Genomic DNA, 19,013 nt, shown 5'->3' on the forward strand with positions numbered 1-19,013 from the left:
ACGGTATGCCCCCTCTCGTGAGGAGAGGGGGCAATAAAAGACTTACTCGTCTTCTAACAGGGCTTCATACGCGGTGGCATCCAACAAACCGTCCAGTTCGGACTCATCGCTGGCTTTGATCTTGAAGATCCAACCCGCGGTGTATGGTTCGCTATTGATAAGCTCTGGGGTGTCGCTGAGTTCGTTGTTCACGGCGATGATTTCACCGCTGATTGGCGCATAAATATCGGATGCGGCTTTTACAGATTCAGCAACGGCACAATCATCGCCAGTGCTTACTGTTGCGCCAACGTCAGGCAGGTCAACAAACACCATGTCGCCCAACAGCTCTTGCGCATGCTCGGTGATACCTACGGTGTAAGTCCCATCAGCTTCTTTACGCAGCCACTCGTGCTCTTTGCTGTATTTCAATTCGTTCGGCACATTGCTCATTGTTCTTCTCCTGATTTCAAAATTCACTGCGCGACAGCTTTACCGCCGCGAACAAAAATAGGTTTAGTCACTTTTACAGGCATTTCTCGGTTGCGGATTTGAACAATTGCCGTTTCGCCAATACCTGCCGGTACACGCGCCAGAGCGATGCTGTAACCCAACGTCGGCGAGAAGGTTCCGCTAGTGATAACGCCTTCATGGATGTTGCCTGATTCATCAGTAAAACGAACAGGCAGCTCATTACGTAATACGCCTTTTTCCGTCATGATCAAGCCAACGAGCTGGTCAGATCCCTTCTCGCGCTGTTGTTCCAGCGCTTCACGGCCGATGAAGTCGCGGTCTTCAGGCTGCCAGGCGATAGTCCAACCCATATTCGCCGCCAGTGGAGAGATGCTCTCGTCCATTTCCTGGCTGTACAGGTTCATGCCGGATTCCAGACGCAGCGTATCACGTGCACCCAATCCGCAAGGTTTCACGCCAATTTCGACCAACTGCGCCCAAAACTCAGCAGCTTTTTCGTTTGGCATGGCAATTTCGTAACCCGCTTCACCGGTATAACCGGTAGTCGCAATAAACAGGTCGCCCGCCTGAACGCCAAAGAATGGCTTCATACCAGCAACGGCATTACGTTGTTCTTCAGTGAAAAGTTGCGCGGCTTTGGCTTGAGCGTTTGGCCCTTGAACGGCAATCAGCGATAGGTCATCACGCACGGTGACAGAAACAGAGAACGGTTCGGCATGTTGATTAATCCAGGCCAGATCTTTTTCGCGAGTAGCGGAGTTCACTACAAGGCGGAAATAGTCTTCAGTCTGGAAATAGATAATCAGGTCATCGATAACACCGCCGGAGGCATTCAGCATTGCGGTGTAGAGGGCTTTACCCGGCTGGGTCAGTTTGGCGACGTCGTTTGCCACTAAGTAACGCAGGAATTCGCGGGTACGGCTACCTTTCAGGTCGACGATGGTCATGTGGGAGACATCAAACATCCCGGCATCGTTGCGCACTGCGTGGTGCTCATCAATCTGCGACCCGTAGTGCAATGGCATCATCCAGCCATGGAAATCCACCATACGCGCACCGCAGAGATTGTGCTGTTCAAACAAAGGGGTCTTTTGAGTCATTTTTTCCTCTTTAACCATCTGGTTGAAAAGCGCTGTTCGCTTTTCATTTCGTCAGACGAAACCCGGCACCGCCACCGATCCCGATAGCGACGCAAACGTTACCTTTTGCCTGAACTTACCACTGAATCGGGGAGTAAACCATAAGGGGGAAATGGTCATTGCATTAGCTTATGACCAAAACCAGAGGTGTGACATGCAGAGTATTCAACTGCAAAAATGCGAAGCACTACGCATAAACTAGAAGTGTTTTAGTTAGAATTTAGCGTTAGCTAACATTTACGACCATTTCAGAAACAAATTCACTACATCACAAAAATCATGACATTAAAAAAAGTAATCCGAAATAATGCGTGAGATTAGAATTTTTCAAATGAGGTAATGTGATCTCACCCACATTCAATGCTCTAAATAATTCGAGTGGCAGGTAGGCGGCAAGGGAGATGATCCCCAGAAGCTTACTTGAGTAAGTGACTGGGGGTCAGTGAGTGCAGCCAACACCCCTGCAACTTGAAGTATGACGAGTATTTTAACGAAGCCAGGAAGGCAGATCGTGCAACCCCATCGCCTGGCGAACTAATTGCGGTTTCACACCCGGAAGTGTGTCTGCCAACTTCAGTCCGATATCACGCAGCAGTTTCTTGGCTGGATTACTTCCGGCAAATAAATCGCGGAAGCCTTGCATGCTTGCAAGCATCATCGCTGCACTGTGTTTACGGCTACGTTCATAGCGGCGCAGATACAAATATTGCCCGATATCCTTGCCCTGACGATGCAAACGACGCACTTCATCAATCAATTCTGCAGCATCCATAAAGCCCAGGTTCACACCTTGCCCTGCCAGCGGATGAATGGTATGCGCCGCGTCGCCAACCAGCGCCAGGCGATGTGCGGCAAAATTGCGTGCATAGCGGCCCGTCAGCGGGAAAACCTGGCGTTCGCTTTCAACGCTGCACAACCCCATACGCATATCGAAAGCAACGGACAGTGCCTGATTAAATTCGTTAGCACTTACCTGCTGCATGCGTTCTGCTTCAAGCGGTGACAGCGACCAGACTATTGAGCATAAATGCGGATCGCTTAATGGCAGGAAAGCCAGAATACCATCGCCGTGAAACACCTGGCGGGCAACTGCTTCGTGCGGTTCAGCCGTGCGAATTGTGGCAACTAATGCATGGTGGCGATAATCCCAAAAAGTCAGCGGGATATCAGCCTGGTTACGCAGCCAGGAATTTGCTCCATCTGCCCCAACGACCAGGCGCGCGGTCAGCATTGCGCCATCTTTCAGAGTAATAAATGCTTCGTTTTCACCCCAGGCGACTTGCTGCAACTCGACAGGAGCCATCAGAGTCACGTCGCTACACTGTTCGGCACGTTGCCACAAAGCATTATGGATAACCGCGTTCTCGATGATGTGGCCGAGATGGCTGAAACCAAAGGATTTATCATCAAAAGCAATATGCCCGAAGCTGTCCTGATCCCAGACTTCCATGCCATGATAGCAACTGGCACGCTGGGCTATAATCTTCGGCCACGCGCCAAGATGGGTCAGCAGTTTTTCGCTGGCAGCATTGATAGCCGAGACACGTAATGCCGGTGCAGATTCAGGTGCTAGCGGCTGCGGGAGATGGTTCTCGAGCACCGCAACACGCAAGCCACTGCCTTGCAGGCCACAGGCAACCGCCAGTCCAACCATGCCACCACCAACAATCGCCACATCAACGCTTTGCAAATTGACTCTCCTGTAAACCTGGTCACCAGGCGTATATGTTGCAGCCTGTTTGTTCCGAAATGCGCGGAAAAACCGGAGCGTACTAAAGTACGTGAGGATTTTGAGCACATTCCGGAGACAAAATGGCAAATAAATAAGGCTGGAGGCAGATTTTAACGCGCAACCCAACCGAGGGTACGCTGTGCCAACACATCACGTGCTGGGGTAAAATATTCCATCGCCATCAGCCCAAGATTGCGCCCCACAACCAGCGGAGCCCAACGGTTCGCAAACAACTGAACTAAGCCATCTGTCACGCCAATGGTGGCATTTTTATCTTCACTACGGCGTTGCTGGTAGCCGGCCAAAATGGCATAACTGCCAATATCCTGAGATGCCGCGTGTGCTGCTGCCAAATTTTCAGCAAGCGACATGACATCTCGCAAGCCAAGGTTGAAGCCCTGCCCGGCAATAGGATGAAGGGTTTGTGCCGCATTCCCTACCAATGCAACGCGATGTGATACCGACTGTGAAGCCGTAGTCAACGACAGAGGATATTGTGCTCGAGCGCCTGTATGCGTGATCCTCCCAAGCCGCCAGCCAAATGCACGCTGCAATTCATTGCAGAAACGTTCATCGTCCCACTGAGAAATATCAACCTGAGCTTCCTGCGGATGGCACCACACCAATGAACAGCGCCCATCAGACATTGGCAACATTGCTAACGGACCATGTTCGGTAAAACGTTCAAACGCCCGCCCGTTGTGAGGTTCTGAGGTAGTGACGTTGGCAATAATGGCAACCTGGCGGTAATCCTGTTGCTGCCAGGTCATGCCACACTGCGCGGCAAGCGGCGAACGCGAACCATCAGCTGCCACCAGCAACTTGCCTTCAATGAGCTCACCGTTATCAAGCTGGACGCTGACTTTATCCGTTTCACGCGTAAACGAGGAGACGCGCTGTGGGCAATGTACAGCCACACCCGGGGTTTTACGTAGCAAGGCAAATAGTCGCATTCCGACATCATGCAGTTCTACCACCTGACCTAACGCAGGAATCTGGTAATCCTGCGCGTCCAGCGTGACAAAACCCGCATGCCCGCGATCGCTGGCATGAACAGTAGTGATGGCAGTCGCGCAGTCTTTAATAGCCGGCCATACGCCAATACGCGTTAATTGCTGGCAAGTTCCTTGAGCAATGGCTATAGCGCGGGCATCAAAACCAGGATGTGCCGCAGATTCAGGGGACGCCGCCTCAATCAAATGAACCGGCAGTTTTCCATTGGTTAAATGTGATATCGCCAGCGCAAGTGTTGCTCCGGCCATGCCACCACCGACAATAATCACGCTCATAGCTGACGAGCCGCCGCCATTAATGCTTCGATATGGTCCGCGGACTTCACCACGCTTGCAGTCAGGTTTTCGTTACCGTCGGCAGTGATCAGAATATCGTCCTCAATACGAATACCGATCCCGCGATACTCGGCAGGCACATCCGCATCTGGGGCAATATACAAACCTGGCTCAACGGTGATAACCATTCCAGGTTCAAGCACGCGTGAACGATCCGGGCCGTACGCGCCTACGTCATGCACATCCAACCCCAGCCAGTGGCTCAGGCCATGCATAAAGAACGGGCGATGAGCGTTTTCGGCAATAAGTTTGTCAACGTCACCGTGGAGAATACCGAGCTTAACCAGACCAGTAACCATAATGCGTACCACTTGCGCGGTAACTTCCTGCATTGAGGTGCCAGGGCGGTAGAGTTGGAGCGAGTTTTCGAGTGATTCGAGTACGATGTCGTAAATCGCACGCTGTGGCACCGTGAATTTACCGTTTACCGGGAAGGTGCGGGTGATGTCACCGGCATAGCCTTTGTATTCACAACCCGCGTCGATTAACACCAAATCACCATCACGCATTTGGCTTTCGTTTTCGGTGTAATGCAAAATACAGCCGTTTTCGCCACTGCCTACAATGGTATTGTAAGATGGGAAACGCGCCCCATGACGGTTAAATTCGTGAAGAATTTCGCCTTCCAGTTGGTATTCAAACATGCCCGGGCGGCACTTTTCCATCGCACGTGTATGCGCAAGTGCGGTGATTTCCCCGGCGCGACGCAAAGCGATGATTTCTTCTTCGGACTTAAATAAACGCAGCTCGTGAACCCATGGACGCCAGTCAGTCAGCGTCGCAGGTGCCTTAAGATTCTGGCGTGATCCACGGCGAAGTTTATCAAGAGCGGCAAAAACGATGCTGTCTGCATAAACGTATTCGCCTTGCGCGTGATACACAACATCAAGACCATTCAGCAATTGATGTAGCTGTTCGCCGATTTCGGAGAACGCCAGCGCACGATCAACGCCTAGTTTTTCTGGTGCAGCTTCCTGACCAAGACGGCGACCAAACCAGATTTCCGCTGTTTTGTCGCGCAGACGGTTAAATAGAACGCTGTGGTTATGTGTTTCGTCGCTTTTAACCAACACCAATACGGCTTCAGGTTCGTTAAAACCGGTGAAATACCAGAAATCGCTATTTTGGCGATACGGGTATTCGCTATCTGCACTGCGTATTGCCTCGGGAGCGGCAAAAATGAGCGCGGCGCTTGCCGGAGCCATTTTGGCCAACAACGCCTGACGGCGACGGCGAAATTCGTGCTGATTCATTACACCTCCTGAAGCTTATTATTTTTAGTGTAGTGTTGGTTTGCGCACTTCTGGCGCTGTCGGAACGGGACGCGTGAAGGTGTCGTGGCAAAGTAACGCGGCTACACGAACATACTCGACAATCTCCTCGAGCGACATTTCCAGCTCTTCTTGATCTTCGTCTTCGTCGTAACCCAACTGCGCAATATTACGCAAATCGTCGATAGCTTCACCGGTTTCGCCAGTGACTTTATCAAGCTTAGGTTGGGTTACGCCCAGACCCAGCAGGAAGTGGTTTACCCAGCCTGCCAGTGCATCAGCACGGTCAAACACCGAAACATCATCACCATCTGGCAGGTAAAGCTGGAACAGAAAGCCGTCATCTTCGAGCGAATCAGATGTCGCACTGTGCATTTGGCGCAAAGTGTCGGCAAGGTTTTGACCAAAGGCCAATCCTTCGTTGGTCAGATCGTGTAGCAACGGTTGCCAACTGGTGTCTTTGTTGCCACCACATAGCATGCCACTGATTAAGCCGTGCATTTCTGCGGACGTTAGGCCCACACCTTGTTGGTTCAATAGTTGGCCTACTAGGTCGTAGTCCGGCATCGTGTTTTGTATTGACATGCGCATTCGCCATCGTTGGCAGGGATAGTTCATGTTATGCTACCACCAGGGACCTCAAGGCACCAGAAAGGGCTTGTATCTTCATTTCGGGATAGCTATAGTGACGCCCCTTTCGTTACCAGGTACGGTTAACGAAGGCTGGCGAGTTAACAGCAGGAAGGTGGCATGTCTGCACAACCAGTCGATATCCAAATATTCGGTCGTTCATTGCGCGTGAATTGTCCGCCTGAACAACAGGATGCACTAAACCTTGCAGCTGAAGAGCTTAATCAGCGGTTGCAAGATTTAAAAGTTCGCACTAGAGTCACAAATACTGAGCAGTTAGTTTTCATCGCAGCATTGAACATTTGCTATGAGTTAGCTCAGGAAAAATCGAAGACCCGTGACTACGCAGCCAACATGGAAGAGCGAATTCGAATGTTACAGCAGACCATCGAACAAGCGTTGCTTGAGCAAGGTCGCATAACAGAAAGACAGGGTCCAAATTTTGAATAACACTTCACAGTTACCTATGGTAGAGTGACTTTGAAGACCAAATTTCTCTGAGATGTTTGCAAGCGGGCCCGTCCCCTGAGCCGATATTTAATACCACCAGAATGTGGTGCTCCAGAGTCTGTGTGCATGCTCGGTCCGTCCGAGAAGCCTGATGATTTTGACGCTGCATTCACCTTGAACCAAGGGTTCAAGGGTTACAGCCTGCGGCGGCATCTCGGAGATTCCCTCTTTCTACCAATCAGTCATCATCATGACGAAAACTCAGTTAATCCCATCGCTTCGCCAGGAAATCCGACAACAGATTCGGCAACGTCGCCGCAAACTCACGTTCGATGAACAATGCCATTTCGCTGAACTTGCCGCTGAACGCATGCTCGCTTATGAGCCAGTGGTGAAAGCCGCTACAGTCGCATTGTTTTTGTCTTTTGATGGTGAACTGGATACCACGCCGTTAATCCGCGCGTTATGGCAAGCAGGCAAAGCCGTTTATCTTCCGGTGCTTCACCCTTTCAGCAAGGGCAATTTGCTGTTTCTACACTATACCGAAAACAGCCATCTGGTGATGAATCGCCTGAAAATCCTTGAGCCTAAACTTGATGTCCGCGACGTATTGCCGCTGGATAAACTAGATGTGCTTATCACGCCGTTAGTGGCGTTTGATGAACAAGGGCAGAGGCTAGGAATGGGTGGCGGTTTCTACGATCGCACATTGCAGAACTGGCAGCAGCACGGTTTATGGCCTGTCGGACTAGCGCATGATTGCCAGCATGTACCAACGTTGCCTGCCGAAGAGTGGGATATTCCCTTGCCTGCGGTAGTAACACCTTCACGGACTTGGGAATGGTAATACCCTCCCCCTCGACCGAGGGAGAAGGCCGGTGTTTATTGAACTATCAGTAAAGCAAACGAGCGCGAATAGTACCCGGAATCGCTTTCATCGATTTCAACGCAGCTTCAGCAACATCTTCTTCAGCATCCACATCGATGACCACATAACCCATATGCGCAGTGGTTTGCAGATACTGTGCGGCGATGTTGATGCCCTGCTCGGCAAAAATCTGGTTCAGTGCGGTCAAAATACCCGGGCGGTTTTCGTGAATGTGCAGCAGACGACTGGTGCTTCCACCGTGCAGTGGCAGGGAAACCTCAGGGAAATTCACTGCTGACAAGGTAGAACCGTTATCGGAGTATTTCGCCAGCTTGCCAGCCACTTCCAGGCCGATATTTTCCTGCGCTTCCTGAGTTGAACCACCAATGTGTGGAGTCAGGATCACGTTATCAAACTCACACAATGGAGACGTAAACGGATCACTGTTGGTTGCAGGTTCTGTTGGGAATACGTCGATTGCCGCACCCGCCAGATGTTTACGAGCCAGCGCATCACACAGTGCCGGAATATCCACGACGGTGCCACGCGCGTCGTTGATCAACAGCGCGCCAGGCTTCATTAGTGCCAGCTCATTGGCACCAATCATATTCTTAGTGGATGCATTTTCAGGGACATGCAGGCTGACCACATCGCTCATATTGAGCAAATCGGACAGATGTTGCACCTGAGTTGCATTACCCAACGGTAGTTTGTTTTCGATATCGTAGAAAAAGACATTCATGCCCAGAGCTTCAGCCAAAATCCCCAACTGAGTCCCGATATGGCCATAACCTATGATGCCAAGTTTTTTGCCGCGCGCTTCATAAGAACCCACCGCCAGCTTATTCCACACGCCACGGTGTGCTTTCGCGTTAGCTTCTGGTACACCACGAATCAGTAGTAATAGCTGGCCGATAACCAGCTCAGCAACAGAACGCGTGTTGGAGAACGGAGCATTAAATACTGGCACGCCGCGTTTAGCCGCAGCATCCAGATCAACCTGGTTAGTACCAATGCAGAAACAGCCCACAGCAACCAGCTTTTCAGCTGCCGCCATAACATCTTCAGTGAGATTGGTACGGGAACGCAGACCGATGAAATGCGCATCACGGATCGACTCTTTCAGTGCGTCGCTGTCCAGCGCGCCTTTATGGTATTCGATGTTGGTGTAGCCTGCTGCGCGAAGATTCTCCACGGCTTTCTGGTGTACACCTTCCACCAGCAGGAATTTAATCTTGTCTTTATCCAGTGATACTTTTGCCATTTCCCGACCCTATTTTTAGAACTGATGTTGTGCTGTGTGATAAGACACCCTTCTGCCAAAATATCAAAAATTACGGGCGGGGCAATATAAACGATTGCGCAGTCATTTCATCCCAAACGGAATAAGCCGCTATAGGCAGCACAAAATACCAATCAGGAGAGAGAACCAGGAATGAACAACAGGCCGTTGTTAAGAATGTGACATATGTCACCAAATTTGCCGTTAGATTATTTTGTCATTTTTTATGCGGAATCTGGGGCGCGTACTACGCCCCAGTCAGATCATTTTACAATAGTTTTCACGCCATCAGCCGTACCAATCAGCGCAACATCCGCACCTCGGTTGGCAAACAGACCCACAGTAACCACACCTGGCAGGCCGTTAATCGTATTTTCCAGCGCAATCGGGTTGATGATGCTCAGGCCATAGACATCCAGAATGATGTTGCCGTTATCGGTCACGATACCCTGGCGATATTCCGGACGACCGCCAAGTTTGACCAGTTCGCGAGCCACACAGCTACGCGCCATTGGAATTACTTCTACAGGCAGCGGGAAATTACCCAGAATATCGACCTGCTTGGATGAATCGGCGATACAAATAAACTTTTCCGCCACAGATGCGATGATTTTCTCGCGCGTGAGTGCAGCACCACCGCCTTTGATCATTTGCATCTGGCCGTTGATCTCATCTGCGCCATCAACGTAGATTCCGAGAGAATCGACTTCGTTGAGATCATAAACAGTGATGCCAAGGCTTTTCAGTTTGGCGGTGGAAGCGTCGGAGCTAGAAACGGCGCCATCAATCTGATGTTTGATAGTCCCGAGAGCATCAATAAAGTGCGCGGCGGTTGAGCCGGTACCCACACCAACGATAGTGCCCGGCTGCACGTATTGTAATGCTGCCCAGCCGACTGCTTTTTTCAGTTCATCCTGCGTCATGGTTTTTGCCTGTGCTGTGAAAACTGACGCGCATTATAGTGCAAGCCCCGCGAGGTTGTCCCAGGGAATGGCAGAACTCATCCGATCTTTGTGGATTTGGTCTGGATCGACTGCAAATTTATGTCATAGTGCTGACATAATAAAAACAGGAGTTAGCTAACAATAATGAAACGCCCGGACTATAGAACGCTACAGGCGCTGGATGCTGTGATTCGTGAACGAGGATTTGAGCGCGCAGCGCAAAAGCTCTGCATTACTCAATCAGCGGTTTCACAACGCATCAAGCAACTGGAAAATATGTTCGGCCAGCCATTGTTAGTGCGCACGGTACCACCGCGTCCAACCGAGCAAGGGCAAAAGTTGCTGGCATTATTGCGTCAGGTCGAATTGCTTGAAGAAGAGTGGCTGGGCGACGAACAAACTGGCTCCACACCTCTGTTGCTGTCACTAGCTGTGAACGCCGATAGTCTCGCAACCTGGTTGCTGCCAGCATTAGCCCCTGTACTTGCCGATTCCCCTATCCGCCTGAATCTTCAGGTTGAAGATGAAACCCGAACTCAGGAACGCCTGCGCCGCGGTGAAGTGGTTGGCGCGGTATCTATTCAGCCACAGCCGTTGCCTAGTTGTTTGGTCGACCGGCTTGGCGCTTTGGATTATCTGTTTGTTGGTTCTAAAGATTTTGCCGCTCGTTATTTCCCGAATGGCGTCACACGCTCTGCATTGCTAAAAGCGCCCGCCGTAGCGTTCGACCATCTTGACGACATGCACCAGGCGTTCTTACAGCAGAACTTCGATTTGTCCCCGGGCAGCGTACCGTGCCATATCGTTAACTCGTCAGAAGCCTTTGTGCAATTGGCCCGCCAGGGCACAACATGCTGCATGATCCCGCATCTGCAAATAGAACGAGAACTGAAAAACGGTGAATTAATCGACCTGACCCCAGGGCTGATGCAGCGCCGGATGTTGTACTGGCACCGCTTTGCGCCAGAAAGCCGCATGATGCGTAACGTAACGGACGCGCTGCTAGAGTACGGGCACAGAGTTTTACGACAGGATGCTGAATAATAAAAAGCCCGCTGAATAATAAGCGGGCTTTTTTTTTGCCGGGCTGACCCGTCCAATAAATTATTGTGCTGCCTGAGCCTGTGCACGTTCCAGCTCAAACACTACATCAACCTGATCATCAAACTGGATGGTCTGCTGATCATAAGTATCCTGGGCAGAAACTGGTGGCGCTGCATCCGCTTTCATCATCCGCACCATTGGCGCTGGCTGATAGTTAGAGACATGATACCGCACGCTATAAACTGGCCCCAGCTTGCTGCTAAAGCCTTCGGCTAATAGTTTCGCCTGACGCGTTGCATCGTCGATGGCGGCTTTACGCGCTTTGTCTTTGTATTGCTCTGGATTTGCTACACCCAGCGAAACGGAACGAATTTCGTTAAGACCTGCTTTCAAGGCCCCATCAAGCAACTCGTTCATTTTGTCTAGCTTGCGCAGCGTGACATCAACCTGACGCACGGCACGATAGCCTTTCAGCTGCGTTTTGCCGTCTTTCAGGTATTCATATTCTGGTTGAGTGCGCAGGTTAGCGGCATTAATGTCTTTCTTCTCGACACCACTTTGCTGCAAGAATGTCAGATACTGTGCGACACGATCGTCAGCTTGCTTTTTGGCTGATGCCGCATCTTTGGCAGACACATTGACTTCGATAGCGAGCGTGGCAATGTCAGGAATAGCATCCACGCTTGCGGTGCCGGATGTCACAACATGCGGGCCATTTGGCAACTCATCGGCCAATGCCGGAACCGAACCTAATCCCACTAAAGCGGCTAATGCCAGGGTTTTAAACTTCACTGTAAATCCTCCATGCTACATTCCACTGTCATTACGCCCGTAAAATACACGGACGTCTGGCAGCAAGCTTAGCCTGGAATGGTAACTTGTCTATCGGATTTAGGCTAATTAACCCATCAGTGCAGTGATATGGCGAACACCATCCGCCGCGAGTTGCAATGCGATAAACCACATTACTACCCCGACTACGCCGTTAATAATGCGCTGGGCTTTCGCGGTCCGCAGACGCGGTGCAAGCCATGCTGCCAGTAATGCCAGGCCGTAGAACCAGAGGATAGAAGCACTGGCTGTACCTAAAGCAAACCAACGTTTTGGTTCATCTGCGAGCTGCCCGCCAAGACTTCCTAAAACCACAAAGGTATCAAGATAAACATGCGGATTAAGCCACGTCACAGCCAGCACGGTGGCGATAATCTTCCAGCGCCCTTGCTTCATAACTTCCGCGGAAGCCAGTTCCACACTGCTGCTCATCGCTGTACGCAGCGCACCCCAGCCGTACCACAGCAAAAATGCCACTCCGCCCCAGGTCACGATCGCGAGCAACCATGGCGACTGCATCAGAAGCGCACTACCACCAAATATTCCGCCGCAAATTAGCAACAAATCGCTTAATGCACAAAGAGAAGCGATCATCAGATGGTATTGACGGCGTATGCCCTGATTCATGACAAAGGCGTTTTGCGGGCCTAGTGGCAGAATTAGCGCGGCACCCAAAGTAAGACCTTGAAAATAATAAGATAACACGATGATTCACTCTTCAATGTTTAGCAATTGAGGAAGAGTGTAATAGGGAAAAATTATTAGAGGAAATGGATAATTTTAATGGTTTATTAGTATTACTAATAATGAAAGAGCCAGCCGAAGCTGGCCCTGTAAATCAGTTTTGCGCAGGTTCTTTAACTCGTTTGAAATTCACATCCATCTGCGGATAAGGGAAGCTGATCCCTTGAGCATCAAACTCTCTTTTAATGCTTTCCAGCACATCCCAGTAGACGTTTTGCAGGTCGCTACTGTTGCTCCAGGCACGCACCACAAAATAAATTGCTGAAGGGCCAAGTTCATTAAGACGCACCGTAATATCGCGGTCTTTCAGCACTCGCTCATCGCTGGTAACGATGTCGGTCAGGATTTTTTTAACCTGGTCGATATCTGAATCGTACGACACGCCAATAACGAAATCATTGCGGCGCACCGGTTCGCGGGAGAAGTTAATGATATTGCCCGCGATAATTTTACCGTTTGGCACCACAACAATTTTGCCGTCCAGTGTGCGTAACGTGGTAGAGAAGATCTGCACGTTAAGAACCGAACCTGCAATACCGCCGAGATCCACATACTCCCCTGCTTTGAACGGGCGGAAAGTAACAAGCAACACGCCTGCTGCCAGGTTGGACAGCGAACCTTGCAACGCCAAACCGATAGCTAAACCTGCGGCGCCCAAAACAGCGATGACTGATGCGGTTTGTACGCCCACACGCCCCAGCGCGGCAATCAACGTGAAGGCGATGATGCCATAACGCACAAGAGCAGAAAGGAAATCAGCTACAGTTGCATCAATACTACGAGCAACCATCACACGATTGAGGGCATTGGATACTACGCGAGCCACGATCATCCCGACGATAATAATAGCTATCGCCGCCACAATGTTGACTGCATAGCTCAGCAGTAGCGCCTGGTTGCGCACCAGCCATCCACCGGCATTGTTGATACTGTCGACTACGTTAAGATCTTCCATTCAACCTTCCTTATGCTTACCCAAACGGGAAAAATTTAACCATCCCAAAGAAAATGGCATGTTATTAAAGGGTAAGCAAAAAAACACACTAGTGCCAGGACCCGATTGTTTAGTTTGCCCTAATAAAAAAGGCCGCTAGTGTCAGCGGCCAAAGGATGAGGATGGAATCGTCTACAAAGCGTGCGTGAAGGTGCGGGAGATAACATCCTGCTGCTGCTCGCGAGTTAGAGCATTAAAGCGCACGGCATAGCCGGAAACACGAATCGTCAGCGTCGGATAGTTTTCAGGATTATCGATAGCATCAAGCAGCATTTCTCGGTTCATGACGTTCACATTCAAATGTTGCCCACCTTCGGTTCTCACATCGTGATGGAAGTAACCATCCAGCAAGCCAACCAGATTTAATTGGCGCACTGCGTCATCTCTTCCAAGTGCAGCAGGGACAATAGAGAAGGTGTAAGAGATACCGTCTTTCGCATAGCTGAACGGGAGTTTGGCAACTGACGTTAATGAAGCTACCGCACCTTTGCGATCCCTTCCATGCATAGGGTTTGCCCCCGGCGCAAAAGGCGCTCCGGCACGGCGTCCGTCCGGTGTATTACCCGTTTTTTGGCCATAAACAACGTTGGATGTGATGGTCAGGATAGATTGCGTCGGCACCGCATTGCGATAAGTTGGCAGCGCCTGGATCTTCTTCATAAAGCGCTCAACCAAATCACAGGCAATGGCATCAACACGATCATCATTATTACCGTATTGCGGATAATCCCCTTCAATCACGAAATCAACCGCCAAACCGTTTTGGTCACGAACGGGTTTCACCGTGGCGTACTTAATTGCGGAAAGTGAATCCACCGCCACCGACAACCCGGCAATGCCGCACGCCATAGTGCGATAAACATCTCTATCGTGCAGTGCCATCAACGAGGCTTCGTAGCTGTATTTGTCGTGCATGTAGTGGATGAGATTCAGCGCAGTAATATATTGCTTCGCCAGCCAATCCATAAAATGGTCGAGGCTATTCATCACCTTGTCATAATCAAGCACATCATCAAGCAACATTGGCATTTTTGGCCCGACCTGGATTTTTAGTTTTTCATCCATGCCACCGTTGATGCAGTACAAAAGCGTTTTTGCCAGGTTGGCACGCGCGCCAAAGAACTGCATCTGTTTACCGATAACCATTGGGCTAACACAGCAGGCAATTGCATAGTCATCGCTGTCAAAATCGCTGCGCATCAGGTCGTCGTTTTCATATTGCAGTGACGATGTTTCAATGGAAACTTTCGCCGCATAGACTTTGAACGGCTTCGGTAACGCTTCCGACCAGAGAATGGTCAGGTTCGGCTCCGGTGCAGGTCCCATGGTGTAAAGCGTATTCAGATAGCGGAAGGCATTTTTGGTGACCAGAGTGCGCCCGTCGAGCCCCATTCCACCGATAACTTCTGTCGCCCAGATAGGATCGCCGGAGAAAAGTGAGTCGAACTCAGGCGTACGCAGGAAACGCACCATACGGATCTTCATAATGAAATGATCGACCAACTCTTGTGCCTGTTGCTCCGTCAGCAAGCCTGCTTTTAGATCGCGTTCGATATAAATGTCGATAAAGGCTGTGGTGCGCCCGAGTGACATCGCCCCACCATTTTGTGATTTCACTGCGGCCAGGTACGCAAAATAGAGCCATTGCACCGCTTCCTGGGCATTACGTGCCGGCCGCGAAATATCAAAACCATAGTTCGCTGCCATCTCCTGAATTTGCAGCAAAGCGCGGCGATGCTCAGACAACTCTTCACGCAGGCGGATAACAGCTTCAAGATCTTCACCGCGCTCAAGTTGGCCTTGTAGATCGGCAAACTGCAATTCACGTTCGCGAACCAGATACGTTATCCCATAGAGTGCCACACGGCGATAATCGCCGATAATGCGACCGCGTCCGTAACCATCCGGTAAGCCAGTCAGTACTCCCGATTTACGGCAGCGCAGAATATCCGGTGAATAAACATCAAATACGCCCTGGTTATGTGTCTTACGCAACGAGGTAAACTGGTATTCGAAGTCTGGATCCATTTCTCGACCATAAGCTTCAAACGAGCTTTTGATCATATTGATACCACCATAAGGATGCAGAGCGCGCTTCAACGGTTTATCCGTTTGCAAACCTACAATCTTTTCATGCTCTTTGAGGATATAACCCGGCGCATGTGCGGTGATGGTCGTGGCAATATTGGTGTCGAAATCTACAGGCGCATGGGTGGCATTTTCAATACGAATACCCTCCATCACCTTTTCCCACAGTTTTGTAGTTGCCGCCGTTGCTCCGGCTAAAAATGATTCATCACCTTCATATGGCGTATAGTTCTGCTGGATAAAATCCCGAACATTAATTTTCTTTTTCCATTCATCGCCCGAAAATTGCTGCCAGGCATGGGAATAATTATCGTTGGTAATATCAATATCCACGTTCATTACTTCGTCCTTCTGTAAATATGTATACACCCTAAATAATTCGAGTTGCAGGTAGGGAGCAAGGAAACAAATCTCCAGTCACTCACTGTAATAAATGACTGGAGTTTGTTAGTGAACTTAATACCTCTGCAACTTGAAATATGGCGGGTATAATTCAGGCGTATTCCGCAAATCGGCATTCTTTACCTAAGTGCAGGGCATCAAGTGCAATCATTTTTTCTTCGTTAGTAGGAATCACAGCACAGACTCTCGGTGAGTTATCAGCTGAAATTATTCGCTCACCTATGCGGTTGGGCTGATTGTTTCTATTAACATCCAGTTTAAAACCAAATACGTACAGGCGTTCGGTAACAAGTTGGCGAATGAGTATTGAATTCTCGCCAATACCTCCGGTAAAAATAACGCCATCAAAACGGTCCAACGAAGCCGCATGTGCACCAATGGTTCGGACAATACGATGAACAAAAGTTTTTATTGCCAATTGCGCACGCACATCGTCGCTGTGCCAGGCTTTTTCCAGAGTGCGTAAATCTGAAGACAAACCTGAAAGCCCCAGTAACCCGGACTCTTTATTTACCACCTGTTCAAGGTCATCGATAGATTGTCCCGTTTGACGGGCAAGCCAGGCCATCGCTCCAAAATCCACATCACCGCAACGTGTGCCCATGATCAAGCCTTCGAGCGGCGTCATGCCCATTGATGTATCGACACTTTCGCCATTTTGCACAGCACACACTGAAGCCCCATTTCCTAAGTGAGCAATCACTAACCCTGAATTTTCTACATCCAGGCTTAATAACTCACATGCCTGCTGAGCAACATAGCGATGCGAAGTACCATGGAATCCATAGCGGCGTACGCCATACTCTTCGAAATAACGATATGGCAAACCATACAGATAAGCTTCTGGCTTCAAGGTCTGGTGGAAGCTTGTATCAAATACTGCAACTTGTGGAACGTCAGGGAAACGTAGCCGCGCAGATTCCACCCCATGCAAATTGGCATAATTGTGCAGTGGGGCCAACGGTGAAACCTGCCTAATTTGTTCTATTACTTCATCCGTAATTAATGCCGACTCACTAAATAAAGAACCGCCATGTGCAATACGATGACCGACAAAAGCAACACTTTCAATTAAGTTTCTTTTTTCCAGTTCAGAGGATATTGCACTCAGTGCATCTTCATAATTCTGGCGAGCCAGAATAACTGGCTCTCCATCGTTAACGGTTAAAAATGCAAGGTCAGTATTAATGCCTTCACATATTCCGGATAAAAGAACATCGCAAGTTTCTGCATCTAAAACTGAAAACTTTACCGAAGAAGAACCACAGTTAATCGTCAAAACCACAGGGTAATCATTCATTTTTAAATTCCACTCATCCTGAGTAAATCGAAATAATTAGAGTAACTTGTAGACAATATTAAGAATGGTCAGCAAACCAATGACGGTGACAAAAATGTTCTCAGGTCTACCTTTATATTTCGCCAGTGCAGGGGTTTTGCGAATTGCATACATCGGCAGCAAGCAAAGCAATGATGCAATAATCGGTGCACCCATAGCTTCAATTAAATCAAGAATGTTCGGATTGGCGTATGCCACAACCCAGGTTGATCCCATGATGAAGACCATACTAATGAGGTTGAGTTTTCCGCCAGAAACTTTGGTTTTATCGCCCTTATAGCCAAATTTGAGGATAAGTCCATTAAGCCCTTCCAGCGTGCCAAGATAGTGGCCGAAGAAGGATTTGAAAATAGCCACCAGAGCAATGATCGACGCGCCATATTCCAGCGTCGTCGCAAAAGTCGATTTTTCACCCGACATCGACGAGAAGTGGTTCGCCAGATAAGAGAGCACAGGGATGTTCTGCGCTTTAGCTTCGGCCATATTCTGCGGGGAAAGTGTGAACAGACAGCTAAAGGCAAAGAACATCACAACGGCAACCATCAACATGCTGGCGCGGGAAATGATTTTCGAACATTTATCTTCAGTAAACTGTCGGCCAAAGTCCTTCTCGTACTCTTCACGCTTGGAAACGACAAAGGAAGAGACAATCGGCGAGAAGTTAAAGGAGAAGACCATAATAGAAATACCCAGCCATACCGTCACCAGAATACCGTCACTTCCGGTGAACGAAATATCACTCAGACTCACCTGTTCGACAACCGCGGAGTTCCAGTAAGGGACCAGTGACACTGAAATCAAGATTAGGCAGGCAATGAATGGGAATACCAGATAGCTCATGACCTTGACCATCAGATCCTTGCCGAAGTAGATAACAAAAGCCATCAACAGCAACAAGAAGAGTGCCACCACACCACGGTTAAGCGGCATGAGCTGGAGTTGGTTCTCCCAGAAAGTCATGAACGTATTCGTTATCGTGACGCCATAAATCCACAACAAAGGGCAGATGGCGAAAAAATACAGGAAAGTAATGACCACGCCGCCAGTCTTACCGAAATGCTCTTCTACCGTTTCAGTGATGTTTCCTGAAGGGTTGCTGCCGGAAAGACACAAACGCGCCAGAGCCCGGTGGCAATAGAATGCAATTGGGAAAGCGAGGAACAGCATAATCAATATTGGAACTAAACCGCCGTAACCTGCACGTATTGGGAAAAATAAAACTCCAGCACCAATGGCCGTACCAAATAAACCGAGTGTCCAGGTCGTATCAGATTTACGCCATTGCGATGTTACTTCTTGGCCAATAAGAGTGGTATCTATATTACTCATAATTAAATTCCTTAAGTAATTTTATATTCTAACTAATTCGAGTTTCAGGAAGGCGGCAAAGGAGTTATCACCCAGAAATTACTAAAGTAAGTGACTGGGTGAGCGCAAGCAACCAACACACATG

Annotated in this window: 17 protein-coding genes and 1 other RNA gene; 4 read left to right on the forward strand and 14 right to left on the reverse strand. The window is 49.5% G+C overall.

Annotation, left to right across the window (positions count from 1 at the left end; translation table 11 throughout):
- Nucleotides 1-42: 42 nt before the first annotated feature.
- From gcvH to FH968_RS08280, 6 genes are all read right to left on the reverse strand, one after another.
- A complete protein-coding gene (gene gcvH, locus FH968_RS08255; RefSeq protein WP_139878667.1) occupies nucleotides 43-432 on the reverse strand; it encodes a glycine cleavage system protein GcvH in 390 nt (129 codons plus the stop codon).
- Nucleotides 433-455: 23 nt separating this feature from the next.
- Nucleotides 456-1,553 (reverse strand): glycine cleavage system aminomethyltransferase GcvT, encoded by a 1,098-nt coding sequence (gene gcvT, locus FH968_RS08260; protein WP_139878668.1) that lies wholly within the window; start codon nucleotides 1,551-1,553, stop codon nucleotides 456-458.
- A gap of 526 nt (nucleotides 1,554-2,079) precedes the next feature.
- Nucleotides 2,080-3,282, reverse strand: coding sequence for an FAD-dependent 2-octaprenylphenol hydroxylase (ubiI, locus tag FH968_RS08265; RefSeq protein ID WP_139878669.1), 1,203 nt, complete (start codon nucleotides 3,280-3,282; stop codon nucleotides 2,080-2,082).
- 152 nt (nucleotides 3,283-3,434) lie between these two features.
- Nucleotides 3,435-4,613, reverse strand: coding sequence for a 2-octaprenyl-6-methoxyphenyl hydroxylase (ubiH, locus tag FH968_RS08270; RefSeq protein ID WP_139878670.1), 1,179 nt, complete (start codon nucleotides 4,611-4,613; stop codon nucleotides 3,435-3,437).
- Nucleotides 4,610-5,926 carry a Xaa-Pro aminopeptidase gene (gene pepP, locus FH968_RS08275; RefSeq protein WP_139878671.1) on the reverse strand — a complete coding sequence of 439 codons (1,317 nt, stop codon included), beginning with the start codon at nucleotides 5,924-5,926 and terminating at the stop codon, nucleotides 4,610-4,612. The genes ubiH and pepP overlap by 4 nt, the downstream gene beginning before the upstream one ends.
- Nucleotides 5,927-5,950: 24 nt before the next feature.
- On the reverse strand, nucleotides 5,951-6,529 hold the full coding sequence (locus FH968_RS08280; protein WP_139878672.1) for a YecA family protein: 579 nt from the start codon (nucleotides 6,527-6,529) through the stop codon (nucleotides 5,951-5,953).
- 165 nt (nucleotides 6,530-6,694) lie between these two features.
- On the opposite strand from FH968_RS08280, the gene zapA reads away from it, so the two are divergent.
- The 3 genes from zapA (at nucleotide 6,695) to FH968_RS08295 (ending at nucleotide 7,871) form a co-directional block, all read left to right on the forward strand.
- On the forward strand, nucleotides 6,695-7,024 hold the full coding sequence (zapA, locus tag FH968_RS08285) for a cell division protein ZapA (protein WP_139878673.1): 330 nt from the start codon (nucleotides 6,695-6,697) through the stop codon (nucleotides 7,022-7,024).
- Nucleotides 7,025-7,065: 41 nt separating this feature from the next.
- A non-coding RNA gene (ssrS, locus tag FH968_RS08290) (6S RNA) lies at nucleotides 7,066-7,249 on the forward strand.
- Between the two features lie 25 nt (nucleotides 7,250-7,274).
- Complete coding sequence (locus tag FH968_RS08295) at nucleotides 7,275-7,871, forward strand: 5-formyltetrahydrofolate cyclo-ligase (RefSeq protein ID WP_139878674.1); 597 nt, start codon at nucleotides 7,275-7,277, stop codon at nucleotides 7,869-7,871.
- A gap of 46 nt (nucleotides 7,872-7,917) precedes the next feature.
- Here the strand turns inward: FH968_RS08295 and serA are convergent, their stop codons facing one another.
- Both serA and rpiA read right to left on the reverse strand, forming a co-directional pair.
- Nucleotides 7,918-9,156 (reverse strand): phosphoglycerate dehydrogenase, encoded by a 1,239-nt coding sequence (gene serA / locus FH968_RS08300; protein ID WP_139878675.1) that lies wholly within the window; start codon nucleotides 9,154-9,156, stop codon nucleotides 7,918-7,920.
- Nucleotides 9,157-9,437: 281 nt separating this feature from the next.
- Nucleotides 9,438-10,097 carry a ribose-5-phosphate isomerase RpiA gene (gene rpiA / locus FH968_RS08305; protein ID WP_139878676.1) on the reverse strand — a complete coding sequence of 220 codons (660 nt, stop codon included), beginning with the start codon at nucleotides 10,095-10,097 and terminating at the stop codon, nucleotides 9,438-9,440.
- 165 nt (nucleotides 10,098-10,262) lie between these two features.
- On the opposite strand from rpiA, the gene argP reads away from it, so the two are divergent.
- Nucleotides 10,263-11,162 (forward strand): DNA-binding transcriptional regulator ArgP, encoded by a 900-nt coding sequence (gene argP / locus FH968_RS08310; protein WP_139878677.1) that lies wholly within the window; start codon nucleotides 10,263-10,265, stop codon nucleotides 11,160-11,162.
- Nucleotides 11,163-11,222: 60 nt separating this feature from the next.
- On the opposite strand, the gene FH968_RS08315 is transcribed toward argP, so the two are convergent.
- The 6 genes from FH968_RS08315 to tdcC all read right to left on the reverse strand — a co-directional run bounded on the left by FH968_RS08315 (nucleotide 11,223) and on the right by tdcC (nucleotide 18,889).
- A complete protein-coding gene (locus FH968_RS08315) occupies nucleotides 11,223-11,954 on the reverse strand; it encodes an oxidative stress defense protein (protein WP_139878678.1) in 732 nt (243 codons plus the stop codon).
- Nucleotides 11,955-12,062: 108 nt separating this feature from the next.
- Nucleotides 12,063-12,698 (reverse strand): arginine exporter ArgO, encoded by a 636-nt coding sequence (gene argO, locus FH968_RS08320; RefSeq protein WP_139878679.1) that lies wholly within the window; start codon nucleotides 12,696-12,698, stop codon nucleotides 12,063-12,065.
- A gap of 133 nt (nucleotides 12,699-12,831) precedes the next feature.
- Complete coding sequence (gene mscS / locus FH968_RS08325) at nucleotides 12,832-13,692, reverse strand: small-conductance mechanosensitive channel MscS (RefSeq protein ID WP_139878680.1); 861 nt, start codon at nucleotides 13,690-13,692, stop codon at nucleotides 12,832-12,834.
- A gap of 171 nt (nucleotides 13,693-13,863) precedes the next feature.
- On the reverse strand, nucleotides 13,864-16,158 hold the full coding sequence (gene pflB, locus FH968_RS08330) for a formate C-acetyltransferase (RefSeq protein WP_139878681.1): 2,295 nt from the start codon (nucleotides 16,156-16,158) through the stop codon (nucleotides 13,864-13,866).
- Nucleotides 16,159-16,312: 154 nt separating this feature from the next.
- Nucleotides 16,313-17,521, reverse strand: a complete 1,209-nt coding sequence (tdcD, locus tag FH968_RS08335) for a propionate kinase (protein WP_139878682.1) — start codon at nucleotides 17,519-17,521, stop codon at nucleotides 16,313-16,315.
- A 36-nt stretch (nucleotides 17,522-17,557) separates the two neighbouring features.
- Nucleotides 17,558-18,889, reverse strand: coding sequence for a threonine/serine transporter TdcC (gene tdcC, locus FH968_RS08340; protein WP_139878683.1), 1,332 nt, complete (start codon nucleotides 18,887-18,889; stop codon nucleotides 17,558-17,560).
- Nucleotides 18,890-19,013: the final 124 nt, after the last annotated feature.

The sequence above is a fragment of the Buttiauxella sp. B2 genome (assembly GCF_006376615.1).
GTDB lineage: Bacteria > Pseudomonadota > Gammaproteobacteria > Enterobacterales > Enterobacteriaceae > Buttiauxella.